The sequence below is a fragment of the Bradyrhizobium sp. UFLA03-84 genome, assembly GCF_002289535.1.
Taxonomy (GTDB): Bacteria; Pseudomonadota; Alphaproteobacteria; order Rhizobiales; family Xanthobacteraceae; genus Bradyrhizobium; species Bradyrhizobium viridifuturi.
In genome coordinates this window covers 1-16,155 of record NZ_NSJY01000012.1, presented here as the reverse complement: position 1 = coordinate 16,155, position 16,155 = coordinate 1, and the positions used below count along the sequence as shown (strand labels likewise).

Here is a 16,155-nt window from a genome sequence, read left to right as displayed (position 1 = left end):
ATCTTAGGCCGACGCATCAAAGCTGGCGTGTCTCCCGGAGCGATGATCAATGCCGATGGAGCAGCTTGGTATCCGTAAATAAAGCCGGCACCGCCTGCAAACGCTGATCGTCGACCTTTACCCGATCGACGCACGGCGCGCTCTCCAGATTCAACGCCTCCACCGGGTTGGAGGTAATCGAGCTTGTTAGACCTGCATAGCGCAGGTCTATGAGCAAGCGATCGACAAGATGAAACGGCTGATCGAGAGCCTGCAGACCCACATTTTCCGTGCGATACGCACTCTTGTCCATCGATCCATGAAGCGGTTCGACCGGAAATTACGCGGCCCCGCCCCAAGAAGAACAAGGGCGGGGCCGCTCCCCTCCCCCGGGGGACGCCGCGCTGCGGATCATAATGGCTATTGTCAAACGTCCATCATCTGCGCATTGACCATTCGGTATACGGCCGAGCGCGTCAGCCGGATTGCGACTTTCGGCCCTCTGCATTTTGCGTGACATTGCGCAAGACGAGTTCAGAAAGCTGCACGACCAGCTGTTTGAGACGCGCTATCTCCCGTCTGCAGCGCAGCTCACGCTCTTCATCTGTCGTTGTCGACAGTTCATAGCGGCTTACAACCGCATGATTCATTTGACCCTCTATCCGACCAAATAACCGCGAACGACAATTCAAGCACACCCTATCGCCCCGTAATTGTACGGAAACATCGGCCTTTCGACGCCACGAAACACTGTACGAAGCGATCCAACTGTCTCGCCGAGCCGATCAATGTGTTATCCGCGCTACAGATCGGTCCGTTTCGTACTTACATAAACTCGCTGGCATGACGCGCCAGGAGGCCGCGCTTTGTCCTCTTGGAGCCGGAGCGAATAATCACTTCGGATTTCTATTGCCAGCCTGATTTGCACGTCACGGCGACGACAGGGCGCACCGCCCCCGAAACCTATCGCAGGCTGACGAGGCGATCGCCGTTCCTGCTGACAAGGTCTGCCGATCGTGTTTCAGGGGCTTCAGATCCGGCCGCCGTTCGACGGCATCCCCCCTCACTCACGATCGACCGCAAACCAGATGCACTCTTGCGTAGCCAGATGAGCTGCCCCGGCTCCGCAATTGCTTTGCTCGGCTGCCGCCAAGGCACGATGCGGAAGGCGTCAGTGTCGAGCCGACGTTGGCTGCACGCTCGTGAGCCTTGACGCCGGTTGGAGGGTACCGCAGCTCGGCGGTCCAGGCGATCGCGCACCATGTTTCGTCGTTCTACAGAAGTAAGTGGTTTATCGTCGAGCTTTCAGGGATAGCCAGAGCGTCATCGTCCAGTGCGTTTATGGGCTATCCGGCGTCTCCCCTAGAGATCGCGCAAAGCTCGAATAGGGGAGTAGGAGAAACGTTGAACATCAAGGGGAACCGTGCAGAATGGCCGCGGCTATGGCTGGTGGGGATAGGTGTCGATATCGGCGTGCCCCGGCGATAGAACGGGGTTTGCTTGCCGCACCAAATGCTCATTGCGCGTCTGCGGAGCGTCACGGGCTTGTCCGAGCAAGACCAAGCTAAGCTCGAAAGCATGCCTCACACCATCAAACGGTTCGCTCCTGGCGAGTGCCTGGCGCGCCAGGGGGATCGGCCTGTGAGCTGTGCAGTCGTGATGGGCGGCTTTCTGTCTCGCCAAAGAGTGGCATCGGATCGAATCCAGATAACGTCCTTCTATATACCTGGGGACATCCCCGACCTGCACACCCTTCACTTTCCGGAAATGGATCGCGATCTCCGCAGCATCGGCACCAGCATCATTGCCCTTGTACCCCACTCCTACCTCAGGGAAATCCTCGCGAAGTCTGCCGCGCTCGCCCATGCGTTTTGGCGGGAGACGTTGATTCACACGGCGATCTATCGCGAATGGATCGAAAATCTCGGCTCCCGGGAAGCGTTGCCCCGGCTTGCTCATCTTCTTTGCGAGATCGCCGCGCGGCTTGAGCTCGTCGGGCTTCTGAACAATGGTCGCTTCCATGTTCCATTCACACAGCAAGACATCGCCGATGCATGCGGCCTTTCGACGGTACACGCGAATCGGACGATCCAGGAGCTTCGGCGCAGGAAGCTCATTGAATGGAACGGACATGCTGTTGATCTTATTCAGCGAGATCGACTCGAGTTGCTTGCAGATTTCCGTCCCTCCTATCTGATGCGCTGAATTTCTTGGGCCGTTGCTGCCTGCGCAGCTTTGCCTAGACATCACAGGCGGCGTTCACCTTTCGACAGGTAAGACCGAGCGCTGGTATGTATTGGCTTTGAGGCGAATGCATTGCTCGTGGGCGGAATCCCCAGGGCATTTTTTTTGCCCGGCCAGCGCCCCGTCGCGATCTCGCGCAGCGAACGTGTGTCGCCGACGGATTTCGAGGAACGCCGGCAAGATCCACAAAATCTGCATCGTCAATCGTTGGGAGCTCGCGGCCACGGGAGAGCGATTTCCGTGTTGCCAGCACAGCTTTGGCGCTTGGCTGTGATATGCCCGCCGAATGAGCCGCGCCGCGCAACTCCCCGGTAAAGATGCTCGGATCGGGCACCGAGCCCATCATGCTCGGACCACCCCCGTCCAATCTTGGTAAGATGATCATAGCACATTTGAGATCGTCGACACCGACCGTGTGATTAGGCCGGCTAACAAGACGCTCAAAAAGTGCGCTGCTCTGAAGATTCTCTGCCGCCAATCAGCAAGCACGTCAGCTTCTGGAAAGGCCAAAAGGCATGAGATCACGTGGAAAACATGACGCACAACGCGTCTCGATCACGGTGTAGTACGCGACTATCAAAGAACGAGAGCAACACGTACGTCTGCTCCTCTCGAAGGTACTTAGCTGATTGTAAAGGCCCTCGGCTTGAATTGCATGCGGGTCAGCTCAAAGAGCTTGAATCGCACGCGGCGGCACGTTGTATCATCTCAGAGTAGCTAACAAGGGAGTCCGAAAGGACTTCCTGTTGCTGCCGTGATGAGACGCTGATGCGATCGGTATGTGTGCAGCAGAGACCAACTCCACTGTTGCCACCATCATCTATGAGATGACGCGAAGGAGGAACGCTCGACACCAGATCTGCCCGACATGATCCTTCGCAATTTGAATTTGCGGTAAAATCCTTGCCGCAAATATCCGTCGGCAGCCTCCCTCTGTCGACGGAAGCTGGCGCGATGCTTAGCAGCCTCGCTCCCCCAGACGGACTTCGCCCGGCCATCGATCAGGCCGGGCTTTTTTTTGCTGCCCATGAAGAGCGTAATTTGAGGCGTTCTAGCCGGCGTATAATGATTGCGGAGAGTTGAGAACGAATTTGAATTGCTCGTGGGTCCATCAGACCGGCTGAGTCTCTCGCGATCAAACCGCTTACAATTCGTACGATGATATGCGACAGTGGTGACCGATCGACGCATTCGAGTGACTGCGGCCTTAAAACTTCCACATGGCGTCGCGAAGCTGCGCTTGCGAGCACCTTCTCGATCACGACAATATGTGTTTAGTACCCGCATCGGGAGCACTGGTGGGTCGATTTGCTTTGAGAGCTCTTAGATCTCTCAAAAATCGCATTTCGCGGAAGCCGCTTGCTCATATTTATGCGATTGCTGCCTCGAAGGGCTTGAATCGCACGCAGCGTCATATTGTACGATCTCACGGCGATGATCCCTAGCGGACGAGCGAAGCCAAACCGGAAATCCGGAGCGATCGCATGAATCAGCCGCGCGTCCAACGCCCGCGATGAGACTTAGTTCGATGGCATTTCCTCTCTAATGAACACGGCGCGATAGCGCATCGGCGATATTTGTTGCCAGAAGATGGGATAATGACGGCCGATATTGTTGATGTATGTGTAATCGGGAGTGGCGCCAGCGGCTCGACGGTCGCTCACGAGATCGCACAACGCGGATTGCGAGTACTTCTTCTCGAGCAGGGACGAACACTTCCTCCCGGCGCTTCGCTGGCGAACGTCCAAAATGGCATGGATAGCGCCCTGGTGCAGTCTGCGGCAGGAACGTTGACGCCGTTCGGGCGTCCGTGGACCGTCTGCGCGCTCGGCGGCGGAATGACTCTGTATGCCGGGATAGCCTTCCGCTGTCGCGCCATCGATTTTGACGCACGAGCGCATGTGGCCAGGGACGCGCTCGACCCGAGCTGGCCAATCGACTACACGGACCTACGCCCATTCTATGATGAGGTGGAACAGCGCGTGGGAGTAGCCCGCCTGGCCGGAGCGGATCCGCTCGAGCCGCCGAGCGATCCCCCCGTTCTGCCACCGCACAAATACAGTTTGCAGGGCCAGTTGATCGCCGATGCCGGGGCACGCCTGGGCCGGCTGCCGTTCCCCACTCCATTGGCAATCAACTCGATCCCATATCGCGGCCGGCCAGCTTGTCGCTGCGAGGGACCATGCAACGAACATCTGTGCCCGAGCGGCGCGAGGGCCGACGCACGCTCGCCGTTCAGGGGTATCGCCCTGCCGCCGGACGCGCTGACGATTGCGCTTGGCAGCAAGGCCGTCCGCATCGATCTCGGCAACGTCAGTCGCGCCGATGCGGTGGAATGGATAGACACTCTCAACCGACAACGCGCTCGGGTCCGCGCCCGCTGCGTTGTACTCGCGGGCAACGCGGTACAGTCTGCCGCCCTGCTCCTACGCTCGGCGCAACAGGCAGCGCCCAACGGCATCGGGAACGCGTCTGGCATGGTAGGCAGTGGCATCTCGTTTAAGATCAGCGGCTACGTGACCGGTAGGACCACGTTGAATCCGCCGACCACGCCCCAGTCCGGCCACCCCTTCTCCACTGTCGCGGTGTCCGATCACTACCTGGACGACGAGGCGCCTTCGGGGCTCGGCGGAATGATCTACGAAGCAAGTCAGCCCGAACGCACGGATTCCGGCGAGATAAGGCTACGGCTGCATTTTTTGGCGGCCGATCAGCCCATGCGCAACAACACGGTCCGGCTGGCCACCAGCCGGGACGGGCTGGGTTTGCCCAAGATCATTCTCGATTACCGGACCCACCCCCTCGACAAGCGCCGACTAGGCTACTTGTCGCGACATGCGTCGAACTTGCTGGCCGAGGCAGGGGTAAAACAAGTCGATTATCAAGATTCCAATTATCAGTTCGGCAGCGGACATCTGCATGGCGGCTGTCGGGCAGGAAGCGATCCGACACAATCGGTGGTTGACCGTTGGGGCCGCGTGCACGACATCGACAATCTCTATGTCGCGGATGGCGGCTTCTTCCCCTATGCCGGGGGCGTCAACCCGACCTTCACCATTCAGGCGAACGCGCTGCGGATCGCTCGAAGAATAGTCACGCAGCTGACGTAACGAGCGCAACGGAGAGGGTTTTGTCGATCAGCACGCCTACTGCCGCCGTGACCGCGACCGACGGGCATGGATCGGCACTGCGACGCGCCCTGCGCGTCACCGCTTCGCAGAAGTGGGACCTCAACAGGCGTTTTCCGGTCGTGATGACGCGCGCGTCAGGCGCGCATGCATGGGACATCAATGGAAAGCAATACGTCGATTTCACTTCCTGTAGCGGTGCCGCACCGCTTGGGGCCGGATACGAGCCGGTCGTGGCGCACGCAGCCGCTGAGATGCGCCGCACCGGCGGGATTCTGCCCGGACCGCTGTCCGTGCACCGGGTCGAACTGGCCGAACGGCTGGCGGAGATCTTCCCCGTCGCGGAACGCTCAGTGTTTTTCCGCACTGGATCTTGCGCTACCACCGCAGCCGTGCGCCTTGCCCGCGCGTTCACGGGCATCAACCATGTACTGACCAGCGGATATCACGGCTGGCATGACTGGCAGTTGCAGGACCGCCCCGAGATGGGGCTGCCCAATCGGGACCGCGACAGCGTGGACTTCCGCTACAACCTCGACTTGCTCGATCAGCTGGCAGGTGTCCAGCGCGTCGCCGCGGTGATCGTCACCCCGGAGGTCAACTTCTTCCCGCCAGAATACCATCAGGAACTGCAGAGACTGGTGCATCGGCACGGCGCCCTGCTTGTCCTTGACGAGGTGATGACCGGATTCCGCTACGCGCTTGGCGGGTACCACATGGCGGTCGGCCTCACGCCCGATTTGATTACACTGAGTAAAGGACTGGCGAACGGAATGGCGCTGTCGGCAGTCGCGGGCCGGGCGGACGTACTGGCCGCGGCCGAAAAGACATACATGGGAAACACCTACCAGCGCGAAGTAACCCCGTTCGCCGCTGCATTGAGCACCCTGCACGCCCTGCGCGACGGGACCGCGCTGGCCCGGATGCGCGAGGTCGGCGAGCAATTGATCAAGGGGCTCAACGGCGTCTTCACAAGACAGCAAGCCGCGGCATGGGCGTTTGCCTGGCCCACCATGTTCGACGTCGTATTTGCTGACCCCGAGCTTGGCCATGCCTTCTTCCAGGAAATGTGGGCTCGGGGCTTCCTGATGCAGTATGGCGGGCGTTTCATGCCATCGGCAGCAGTGTCCGACACCGATGTGCAGGCCGCCGTCGAAGCAGCTGGAGAGGCCCTTCCGGCAGCGCTGTCCCGCATGGAGAACCCGGCTCGCGACCCGGATCCGGTCGCAGCTGCAGTACGGTTTGCCAGAGATCATTTCGTTGCCACCCCGGGAGCGGTTCGGCGCTGGTTCAATGCGCCCGTCCACTGACCAGCACACATGTCGAACAGAGAGCAGGGCCATGTCGCAGCCGGATACATTTTCCACATCGCCGGTGCTGCTCGGCGGTGACAACCGGTCGGGCACCACCCTGCTGAGTATCGTGCTCGACTCGCATCTGGATCTGGTAGCCGGGCCAGAGATCGACTTCCTCGAACCGCCCAACCTCGGGCCGCACATTGTTGGTGCCATCGATCAGCTTGCGGCCGCCGATTCGTGGGGCATGGGCACAAGCAAGAACACAATCGATCCGTTCTGGTATGACGGGATGCATTTTGTGGTGCAGTGCCGCCGCTTCGGTCTCGACTTCGATGACGTGCGCGAACTTGTCGGCAAGGTCATGGTCGTCACGGGCAATGACATTGTCTCGTTCGCCGACCGATGCCATCTCATTAACGAGATCGGTGAGTTGCGCCGTGCGCGCAGCGGAGCGCAACGCTGGGGATTGAAACTGCAGCGGAAAATCACCCGGGTCGATGACTTCGCCCGCCTGTGGCCGCGTGCACATTTCGTGCATATCGTGCGGGACGGCCGTGACGTTGCCGCCTCTCATCTGAGGACAGTTCCTGACTGGGGGTACCGAACAATTGCTGATGCTGCGCAGGGTTGGTTTGAAGTGGTGTCCCGGCCGCACAGAATCGCGCCGCCTGGCCGTTATCTCGAGGTGCGTTACGAGGACCTTGTAAGCAGTCCCCACACTACACTGGCGGCGATTTTGGATCACCTCGGCTTGCCGTGGGACGAGGCCGTGCTGCGTCACGCTGAATACGAACACGCGTTGTTCGAACAACCGCACGACCATCCGGCAGCCGAGGCTGCGGGAAAGCCGCTGCATCAGGGGCGGATCGGTCGCCACGTCCAAGATTTGACGCCAGCTGAGATTTCGGAGTTCGAGGAGATCGCCGGAAGTGAACTGGCCCGACTAGGTTATCTGTCCGCCTCAACGCCGTCTGGCGACGCGTGAGCCGCCGGCGCCGATCTGATGCGCCTCACCGGCTGCCAAGCAGCTACCTTGCGCTGCTCGTCGGCCAGACCATTTCCTTGCTGGGCTCCAACGTAACCATGCTGGCGCTGCCGCTCACTGCAATTACGCTACTGGATGCCGGACCGGCGCAGGCGGGGCTCTTGCTGGCCTGCGGTCGGGCACCGTGCCTTTTCGTGAGCCTGTTCGCCGGGGTCATTGTCGACCGTCTCCCGCTCCGACGTATCCTTCTGACCGCTAATCTGGTGATGGCGGTAACGCTCGCCACCATTCCGTTGTGCGCCAGCCTTGGACATCTGGGAATGGTTCAGCTGTACGTGACAACCGTGCTGGTTGGGATAGCCGCGGTGATCGCCGACGTGGCTTATCTGGCGTGCATACCTACAGTCCTCGACCGGTCTCAGCTGGTTCGGGCGCAGAGCTCATTGGAGTTCAGCCAGGCGACTGCGATGGCCGCAGGTCCGCTTCTGGCCGGCTGGCTCATCAACGCCTTCTCCGCTCCAACCGCAATCCTGGCCGACTCCGTCTCATTTCTGCTTGCCGCCGCGTTGCTCTCGCTGGTGCCGATGCGTGCCGCCTCATGCTCAGCGGCCCCCTCGAGCACTGTGCTGGTCCAAATGGCAGAAGGGTTGGCGAGCGTTTTCGGCAATCCGGTTTTAAGGGCCGCTACCCTAGCCACCGGCACATTCATCTTTTGGCTCAACGCGTATTCTGCGGCGTTTCTCCTGCATCTGACCAGGAATCTCGAGTTCGACAGCCGAATCGTCGGCATGGTGCTCGGTATCGGCGCTCTCGGTGGTGTGGTGGGCGCGGCGGGCTCACCGTGGGCGGGCCGGACATTTGGGCTTGGTCCCGTATTAATGACCGGCTTGGCGGTGAGCGCGGCAGGCATGAGTCTTGGAGGCCTGCTCACCGCGCCCTGGTGGGCAGCAGTGGCATGCGTGGCGCTCTCCCAATTCATTCTGTGGATTGGCCAAGGACTCTACCACGTGCAGCAGGTTCCAATTCGATATGGGCTGGTCCCGCAGCACCTGCAAGGCCGGGTCAATGCGAGCATCCGCTGCGTCGTGTGGGGACTGGGCTCGTTGGGCGCACTGGTCGGCGGCGCAGCCGCCGCTGCAACGAGCCTGCGCACCATGTTGCTGGCGAGCAGTGTGCTTGGCACTGCCTCGATACTCTGGATCTGGCGCTCGCCGCTGCGCCGCATGCACAGCTTGCACCTGTAACCATCGCGACGGCCAGTCATGGACATCAAGCAATTTTGCGATACTGATCGGCAGGCGGGTCGGCTGATGCTGTGGCGGGTCGGCGTTCCGGACCCGGTCAGCTGGCGGCCCGACCCGCGCCGTCCGTCCCATGTTCAGGAAGACCACCTTCGCTTTGCGCACGATGGCCGGCCCGGCTGGCTCGGCACCGCCTTCGACTTGCCGGGCGAGTTCAACAGCGCTGCGCTGACCAAATCGATCCTTGGCTGGGTCGACCGGCACGAGGCGCTACGCAGCCGGTTGGTCAAGGATGGATCGACAATCCATCGTGCCACGATCGGACCAGGCGCGGCAAGGCTTGAAAAAACCGTGGTCGGTGACTACGCCGATGGCGATGAAATAGTTCAATTGCTGGAAGAGCTGTTCGACGCAGAGACCAGGCCGGTGTCCTGGCCAGCATATGTCTTCGTGACGATCACACGGCCGACATCGACAAGCCTCCTCTTGGCCTGCGACCACTCCGTCAGCGATGCCTATTCCATCGCTTTGGTGCCATACGAAATTCGCGAGCTGTACACAGCCGCAATCCTCGGAGTGGCGCCCGAGCTGGCACCGGTGAGCAGCTATCTGGACCACGCTGAATCCGAACGAGAGCGACTGGGCGATTTGACCGATGATCATCCTGCTATCGCTCACTGGCGCGAACTGATCGCCGCAAACGGCGGTCAATTGCCGGATTTTCCACTACCACTCGGTGCGCCGGAGGGCACCTTACAACGCACAGGGCGAATGTGGCTGCTCGACGCGGCACAAGCAGCTGAGTTCGATCACGGCTGCAGGTCCCAGGGCGGAAACGCGACGACGGGATTATTCGCCTGTCTGGCGCTCGCCGGAAAGACACTGGCAGACCAACAAGAATTCCTCGCCGTTGCCCCCTTTCACACGCGGTACGACCTGCCCTCGATGCGCTCGGTAGGATGGTATGTCGGGATGGGCCCGGTGCGTTTCCGCCTGGCTGGCACGTTACCGGAGCTCCTGCGCGCCGCGCGGCTCGAGCTCAAGCGAGCCAAGAAAACCGCTCAGGTGCCATTTCCGAAGGCGATGGAGCTGCTCGGCACCGCGCTGCGCGACCGTTTCATGGTCTCTTATATGGACAATCGCACCGTGCCCGGGTCAGACCTGTGGCCGCAGTGGCGGACACGATTTATGATCAGTCGTAGTTCTGATGCTTGCGAGACATACCTGTGGATCAGTCGCTGGCAGGACGGAATTTATGTGCACTTCCGTCACCCCGGCACCGCCCTCGCGCGAACCGCGATGGATCATTATCTCGCTGAAGTGGCGGCGCACGCTCATTTCATCAGTCGCGCTCGTCCGCTGCCGCAAGTTTCGAACTGACCAAAAGGCGCACAGCATCCTCACCTGCGTTTGTTGCACTGAGCCTGGCGATGGCACAGTCCTTGCCAAGTCTCGGCCGTGAGATCAATTCGTCCCAGAACGGCCGAGGAGGCCTACGGGACGATCGGCTGCTGCAGTTATGCTCGCATGGATAAAGGGAGCTTCAAATGAGCCTGCTACGACCAAGTTGTCCGCAGATGCAGACCCGTTTGAACAAGGAAGAGGCCAGGGATGGCGTGAGCATCAACTCACGGCATGAAATAACAATAGCGGCGCCAAGCGCGTGACGAAGTCCGACCAACTCAAGGAGCTACGCGAACTCATGCAATTGCTTTGGCATTTGTTCGAACGAGTGCACGAGCTTCCAAGAGGCCCAGAACATACAGCAGCCGTTCAGACGCTTAAACGCTTGGAGCGCCGGCTGGTAGTCCTGGTTCAAGCATCTGAAACGGCTCGGGCGACTGACCGCAAACTCGCCGGTGGTTCGGCTCGCTAAGCCGGTGATTGTCACACTCTCACCAAAGCCTCGACCTGGCCGCCATCGGCGGGATCTGCAATAACAGCCGAGAACAAAAGGACGCTTGCAAGCCTGTCCGACCGCTGCGTTTGTTCGCCCTATTGATCATTGATTGTGCAGCTTTGGGCGGCATAAACTGCGCAAATCAGTCTTGCAGCTACGAATGAGCGCCGTATTCAAGTAGCCGTTAGAAGCGCGTATTTTTAAGCAATACGTCGCCTTCCACGTCGCGCGGATAATGCGCCGCCACTTCGAACGACGGTAACAGGTCAAGAATGGCCCGCAAAGACAGCTGCCCTTCGTAAAGCTCGCGGTCGCTGTATTCCGTGTAGATGAAGCGCGTGTTGCTGACGGTCTGCATGCCGCCGGCGATGACGTCGGCTTCGGCTCCCTGGACATCCATCCAGATGAAATCGACCCTGTTCAGCCCGGCTTCGTTGCACCAATCGTCAAGCCGCCGCGTTTGAACCGGGACAGGACGATCGAAACGAACCCAATCATACTCAGTCAAATGATTTTTCGGGCGGCGTATCGAGCCGGAAAGGTCCCATTCCTTCGCATCGCCATCTGCATTGCTTGGATGGAATTCGATCACCCCGTTCCGATCGCTGATCGCGATTTCAAGCAACTTCACCTTGTCGAGAGATGGGCCCAGCTTCTTCCTGAAGCGCGCGATCGCTCTGGGGTCAGGCTCGAAGCAGTAGAGCTGCGCTTGCGGGCACAGGTTGAGAAAGTGTTGCGTGTCAGTTCCGTCGTTGCATCCGATATCGAGGATGACCGGATCCGACTTCTCAAGAAGCGAAACAATGTGCTGATGTATTTCCACAGAAGACACCGGTCTTGCCCCAATAGTTGAGATTTGTGCTCGAAGCCGCAATCACATGCCAGACGCCGCCGCACAATGCATATCAACGTATATAATTCATATGTGCGTTCCCCATTTATCCATGGCCATCTGGACGGCGATACCAAAGGGGGGTCTGTCGCGGCGAAAGCCGCAGCAATTGCCCTGGGGCGACAGAGCTATCCGGAAGAACGTAAATCGGAAAATCGTGCACGAGCGTGCGGTCCCTCGCCTCCAGACTAAAGATCGTCTTCCTCAAAACATCGTCGTGCCGGCGCATTACCCGTCGGCGGATCTCGATAGAGTGGTCGAGGACAGAGTGACCGCTCCTGCGCAACGACGACCAATCCCCATCGATCGCAGTTGCAGCCCAGCCAATGTCGCCCTGCCATCTGATAGTCGGCGTTCCAGATCCGCGCACTCACGATCTTCGGCTGACGACTTTTAGGCTGTTTGGCCTGAAGGAGCGCGATCACGCCGGGCAATCCTGAGAGCGCGCTCAGGCCACGCTGACCGCCGCTGAATGATGGTCGCAGAACTCACTGCAACGTTCGCCGATCCATGTACTGGCGCTCGGAGAAAACAGCATTGGCGCGGCGCGAACTCCTAGGGGGCATCGATCACGGCCACTCCGACGGGGCACGCGGCCTCCCAGTTGGTCGGGCCCCGAAGTCCATTGGTCGCTCCCGACGAATCGGTTCGGTTCCGGAAGGCTACGCCAATTCGGGCCGTCGACCGCGAGTCACGCTGCGTTCCGCTACCCTTCACTTCGCGGGACCCGCGGCGCGCATCCAGAGACTGCAAGATAAGGGTATAGAGGGAATGTGGTTGTGTTGACGAAATGCAATGTCATTTTCGCAACAGCTTGGCTGTCTTTAGACATGATGACGTCTGCTTCCGACCTAGGACACGCGCAGTCCAGGCGCGCGATTCAGCCGAACTGCAGGCAAGGGGCGCTCCTCATCGTTGGCCTGGCTCTTGCTATCACCGATACTGTTGCAATGTGGCGAAACGCCAACTCGTTCAAATGCTCAGGAGGTCCGCATGAATTTCCGTCCGCTTCACGACCGCATCGTGGTCAGGCGCATCGACGCTGAAGAGAAGACCGCTGGCGGTATTATCATTCCCGACACAGCCAAGGAGAAGCCCTCGCAAGGCGAAGTCATCGCCGTCGGCCCGGGCGGCCGCGACGAGACCGGCAAGCTAATTCCGATCGACGTCCAGGTCGGCGATCGCGTCCTGTTCGGCAAGTGGTCGGGCACCGAGGTCAAGCTCGACAGTCAGGAGCTGTTGATCATGAAGGAAAGCGACATCATGGGCGTTCTCACCGACGTGTTTTCCAAGAAGAAGGCCGCCTGACCCGGCTACTCGCACACCTCACCCCGACGGGCGTCTGCTCGGCGCACCGAAGGATGAGAGAATAAACCGAAGGAATTGTTTATGTCAGCCAAAGAAGTCAAATTCGGAGTAGACGCGCGCGACCGCATGCTGCGTGGTGTCGACATCCTCGCTAACGCGGTGCAGGTCACACTCGGTCCGAAGGGCCGCAACGTGGTGCTTGACAAGTCGTTCGGCGCTCCCCGCATCACCAAGGACGGCGTCGCCGTCGCCAAGGAGGTCGAGCTCGAGGAAAAGTTCGAGAACATGGGCGCCCAGATGGTGCGCGAAGTCGCCTCCAAGGCTGCCGACGCGGCCGGCGACGGCACCACCACGGCGACCGTGCTTGCGGCCGCAATCGTGCGCGAAGGCGCCAAGTCGGTCGCCGCCGGCATGAACCCGATGGATCTGAAGCGCGGCATCGACCTCGCGGTCGAAGCCGTCGTGGCCGACCTCCAGAAGAACTCGAAGAAGGTCACCTCGAACGAGGAAATCGCCCAGGTCGGCACCATTTCGGCCAATGGCGATGCCGAGATCGGCAAGTTCCTCGCCGACGCCATGAAGAAGGTCGGCAACGAGGGCGTGATCACGGTCGAGGAAGCCAAGTCGCTCGAGACCGAGCTCGATGTCGTCGAGGGCATGCAGTTCGATCGCGGCTACATCTCGCCCTACTTCGTCACCAACGCCGACAAGATGCGCGTTGAGATGGACGACGCCTACATCCTGATCAACGAGAAGAAGCTCTCCTCGCTGAACGAGCTGCTGCCGCTGCTCGAGGCCGTGGTGCAGACAGGCAAGCCGCTGGTCATCGTCGCTGAAGACGTCGAAGGCGAAGCGCTGGCCACCCTCGTCGTCAACCGCCTGCGTGGCGGCCTGAAGGTCGCGGCCGTCAAGGCTCCGGGCTTCGGCGACCGCCGCAAGGCCATGCTGCAGGACATCGCGGTCCTGACCGGCGGCCAGGCCATCTCGGAAGACCTCGGCATCAAGCTCGAGAACGTCACGCTGCAGATGCTCGGCCGCGCCAAGAAGGTGATGATCGACAAGGAGAACACCACGATCGTCAACGGCGCCGGCAAGAAGGCCGACATCGACGCCCGCGTTGGCCAGATCAAGGCGCAGATCGAGGAGACCACCTCGGACTACGACCGTGAGAAGCTGCAGGAGCGTCTCGCCAAGCTCGCAGGCGGCGTCGCGGTGATCCGCGTCGGCGGCGCGACCGAGGTCGAGGTGAAGGAGCGCAAGGATCGCGTTGATGACGCGATGCACGCGACCCGTGCGGCTGTTGAGGAAGGTATCCTGCCGGGCGGCGGCGTCGCCCTGCTCCGTGCCTCGGAGCAGCTCAAGGGCCTGCGCACCAAGAACGACGACCAGAAGACCGGCGTCGAGATCGTGCGCAAGGCGCTGTCCTGGCCGGCCCGCCAGATCGCGATCAACGCTGGCGAAGACGGCTCGATCGTGGTCGGCAAAGTCCTCGAGAACGAGCAATATTCTTTCGGATTCGATGCCCAGACAGGCGAGTACAGCAATCTCGTCTCCAAGGGCATCATCGACCCGACCAAAGTCGTGCGCATCGCGGTCCAGAACGCGTCCTCCGTGGCAGCTCTGCTGATCACCACCGAAGCGATGGTCGCTGAACTGCCGAAGAAGGTCGCGGCGGGTCCCGCAATCCCTCCCGGCGCCGGCATGGGCGGTATGGATTTCTGACGCCGTCCATCAGAGGGTCGACACATGCGGAGCCCTGGCAGGAATGCCAGGGTTTTCAGCTTCGGGCGAACCATCTAGATACCATTTCAGCCGGGTCGGCAGGTGGCGTCGAAAGCCCCATCGGTCATCCATGTCAGGAGCGGTTGGCCCGACCAAGCCGTCTGGTCAGACGCTCTGCACCTCGGCAGGGCAAAGAAAGGAGCCCAACTTGTGACGGAAGCCTGGCCTGCGCGCCATTCCGCCTGACGAAGCTGCCACTGTTCATTCGAGACCTCATCTGAGCAGACGCAGATCCGGTGCCAAGCTCCGGCTTTCACATTCCGCCTACATTTACAAATTCTGACGCGCCGTCCGAAGCGCCAGATACCGTTCCTGGCTCCGGTCTGACATCTCGTCGCCATCGGGCCGTGAAGTGCGCTCAAGAGGACGGATCCTTCAATTTCGCAGCACATCTTCCTGGTATCGACATATCGCTCCTGGAGCGACGCAACAGCAAGACGTGCAACTGATGCTGTTGAGTGTTCGATCAGGCAGATCGCGGGACTCTGACGAAGGAACAACTTGCTCAAGAGACTGCAAAGATACTCCACTGCTGCTAGCCGTTCGCTTGATCAAAGATCAAGCGGCGCGGCGAGTTGTCCGGGCTTTACAAGCAACGGCCAAAGCCCACAGAGTCAACCCAGCACTGAGCGCAGCCGCAAGACCGCCAATCCGATGCGTCAGTCTCACAAATGAAGAGACCCCAGCGGGGAATCCCCGCTGAGGCCGAGGTTCGCAAATGAAGCCTATGACCGCCTGCACCAAGATGCGGATGAACTCTCCTTTTGTAGATCAAGCCACCTTGTCAGCGAGCGTTTTCAGCGCGCGGCTGAGAGGACGCGCATGCTCCCCGAATACGCGGCCTGGCTGTAACATTTCGCCGATGGTAGCCGTGCGTCCGGATGTCTTCGCGGATTTGCTCGCTCACCGACCGTACGACACGTTTCTTCCGCCAGTTCCTGTTAAAATGGAGCGGAATGGAATCGCCCCGAGGAACGACGAGAAGGTCGTTCCGTTCGTTCACGTATATATCGTACATGGATCCTCGCTCTCGACGAACATAGGCCGATGCTTAAGCGGTTTGGTGACTTTGACGACACAGTCGCGAGAAAGCCTCATGAGCCGCTTTGCTCCTCGAGAGGGTCACGCTCGAGCCACCGCCTCCACGGCAACGCGGCGGCGAGCGTGAACTAATCAAGTCGCCGGGAGAATCCCGCACGCGGACATCGAAAGACGCCTCGGCGTCTTCCTCAAGTTCAATTTTTACGCCGGTCTTCAAATTGCTCAGCATGCTGTGGCAATAACCTGCAACGTAGTGAGCGAGAGGAAGGCCTCGGGGTCTACAAGCAGCTTGCCAATCAACCTTTTGACGTCCGCTGGAAAACGGCCCTAGCACCTCTGGGGGCCAAGGGCCGGTGC

Annotated in this window: 11 protein-coding genes; 8 read left to right on the top strand and 3 right to left on the bottom strand. The window is 60.2% G+C overall.

Features of this window, described 5'->3' with window-relative positions:
• Positions 1 to 46 precede the first annotated feature (46 nt).
• Positions 47 to 292, bottom strand: coding sequence for a hypothetical protein (locus CK489_RS13595; protein WP_050404883.1), 246 nt, complete (start codon positions 290 to 292; stop codon positions 47 to 49).
• 163 nt (positions 293 to 455) lie between these two features.
• On the bottom strand, positions 456 to 629 hold the full coding sequence (locus CK489_RS13590; protein ID WP_244485954.1) for a hypothetical protein: 174 nt from the start codon (positions 627 to 629) through the stop codon (positions 456 to 458).
• 895 nt (positions 630 to 1,524) lie between these two features.
• On the opposite strand from CK489_RS13590, the gene CK489_RS13585 reads away from it, so the two are divergent.
• The 6 genes from CK489_RS13585 to CK489_RS13560 all read left to right on the top strand — a co-directional run bounded on the left by CK489_RS13585 (position 1,525) and on the right by CK489_RS13560 (position 10,255).
• Positions 1,525 to 2,184, top strand: a complete 660-nt coding sequence (locus CK489_RS13585; protein WP_245350366.1) for a Crp/Fnr family transcriptional regulator — start codon at positions 1,525 to 1,527, stop codon at positions 2,182 to 2,184.
• A 1,637-nt stretch (positions 2,185 to 3,821) separates the two neighbouring features.
• A complete protein-coding gene (locus tag CK489_RS13580) occupies positions 3,822 to 5,333 on the top strand; it encodes an FAD-dependent oxidoreductase (protein ID WP_095732649.1) in 1,512 nt (503 codons plus the stop codon).
• 20 nt (positions 5,334 to 5,353) lie between these two features.
• On the top strand, positions 5,354 to 6,661 hold the full coding sequence (locus tag CK489_RS13575; RefSeq protein WP_143278150.1) for an aminotransferase class III-fold pyridoxal phosphate-dependent enzyme: 1,308 nt from the start codon (positions 5,354 to 5,356) through the stop codon (positions 6,659 to 6,661).
• A 31-nt stretch (positions 6,662 to 6,692) separates the two neighbouring features.
• Entirely contained in the window at positions 6,693 to 7,634 is a 942-nt protein-coding gene (locus tag CK489_RS13570) for a sulfotransferase family protein (protein ID WP_050404887.1), read from the top strand.
• On the top strand, positions 7,631 to 8,878 hold the full coding sequence (locus tag CK489_RS13565) for an MFS transporter (RefSeq protein ID WP_283807269.1): 1,248 nt from the start codon (positions 7,631 to 7,633) through the stop codon (positions 8,876 to 8,878). The genes CK489_RS13570 and CK489_RS13565 overlap by 4 nt, the downstream gene beginning before the upstream one ends.
• Positions 8,879 to 8,896: 18 nt before the next feature.
• Positions 8,897 to 10,255 carry a condensation domain-containing protein gene (locus tag CK489_RS13560; protein WP_050404888.1) on the top strand — a complete coding sequence of 453 codons (1,359 nt, stop codon included), beginning with the start codon at positions 8,897 to 8,899 and terminating at the stop codon, positions 10,253 to 10,255.
• 704 nt (positions 10,256 to 10,959) lie between these two features.
• Here the strand turns inward: CK489_RS13560 and CK489_RS13555 are convergent.
• Positions 10,960 to 11,607 (bottom strand): FkbM family methyltransferase, encoded by a 648-nt coding sequence (locus CK489_RS13555; RefSeq protein WP_050404889.1) that lies wholly within the window; start codon positions 11,605 to 11,607, stop codon positions 10,960 to 10,962.
• A gap of 1,053 nt (positions 11,608 to 12,660) precedes the next feature.
• On the opposite strand from CK489_RS13555, the gene CK489_RS13550 reads away from it, so the two are divergent.
• Both CK489_RS13550 and groL read left to right on the top strand, forming a co-directional pair.
• Positions 12,661 to 12,975: a co-chaperone GroES gene (locus CK489_RS13550; RefSeq protein WP_095732646.1), complete on the top strand. Its 315-nt coding sequence runs from the start codon at positions 12,661 to 12,663 to the stop codon at positions 12,973 to 12,975.
• An 81-nt stretch (positions 12,976 to 13,056) separates the two neighbouring features.
• On the top strand, positions 13,057 to 14,697 hold the full coding sequence (gene groL, locus CK489_RS13545) for a chaperonin GroEL (protein ID WP_095732645.1): 1,641 nt from the start codon (positions 13,057 to 13,059) through the stop codon (positions 14,695 to 14,697).
• Positions 14,698 to 16,155 lie beyond the last annotated feature (1,458 nt).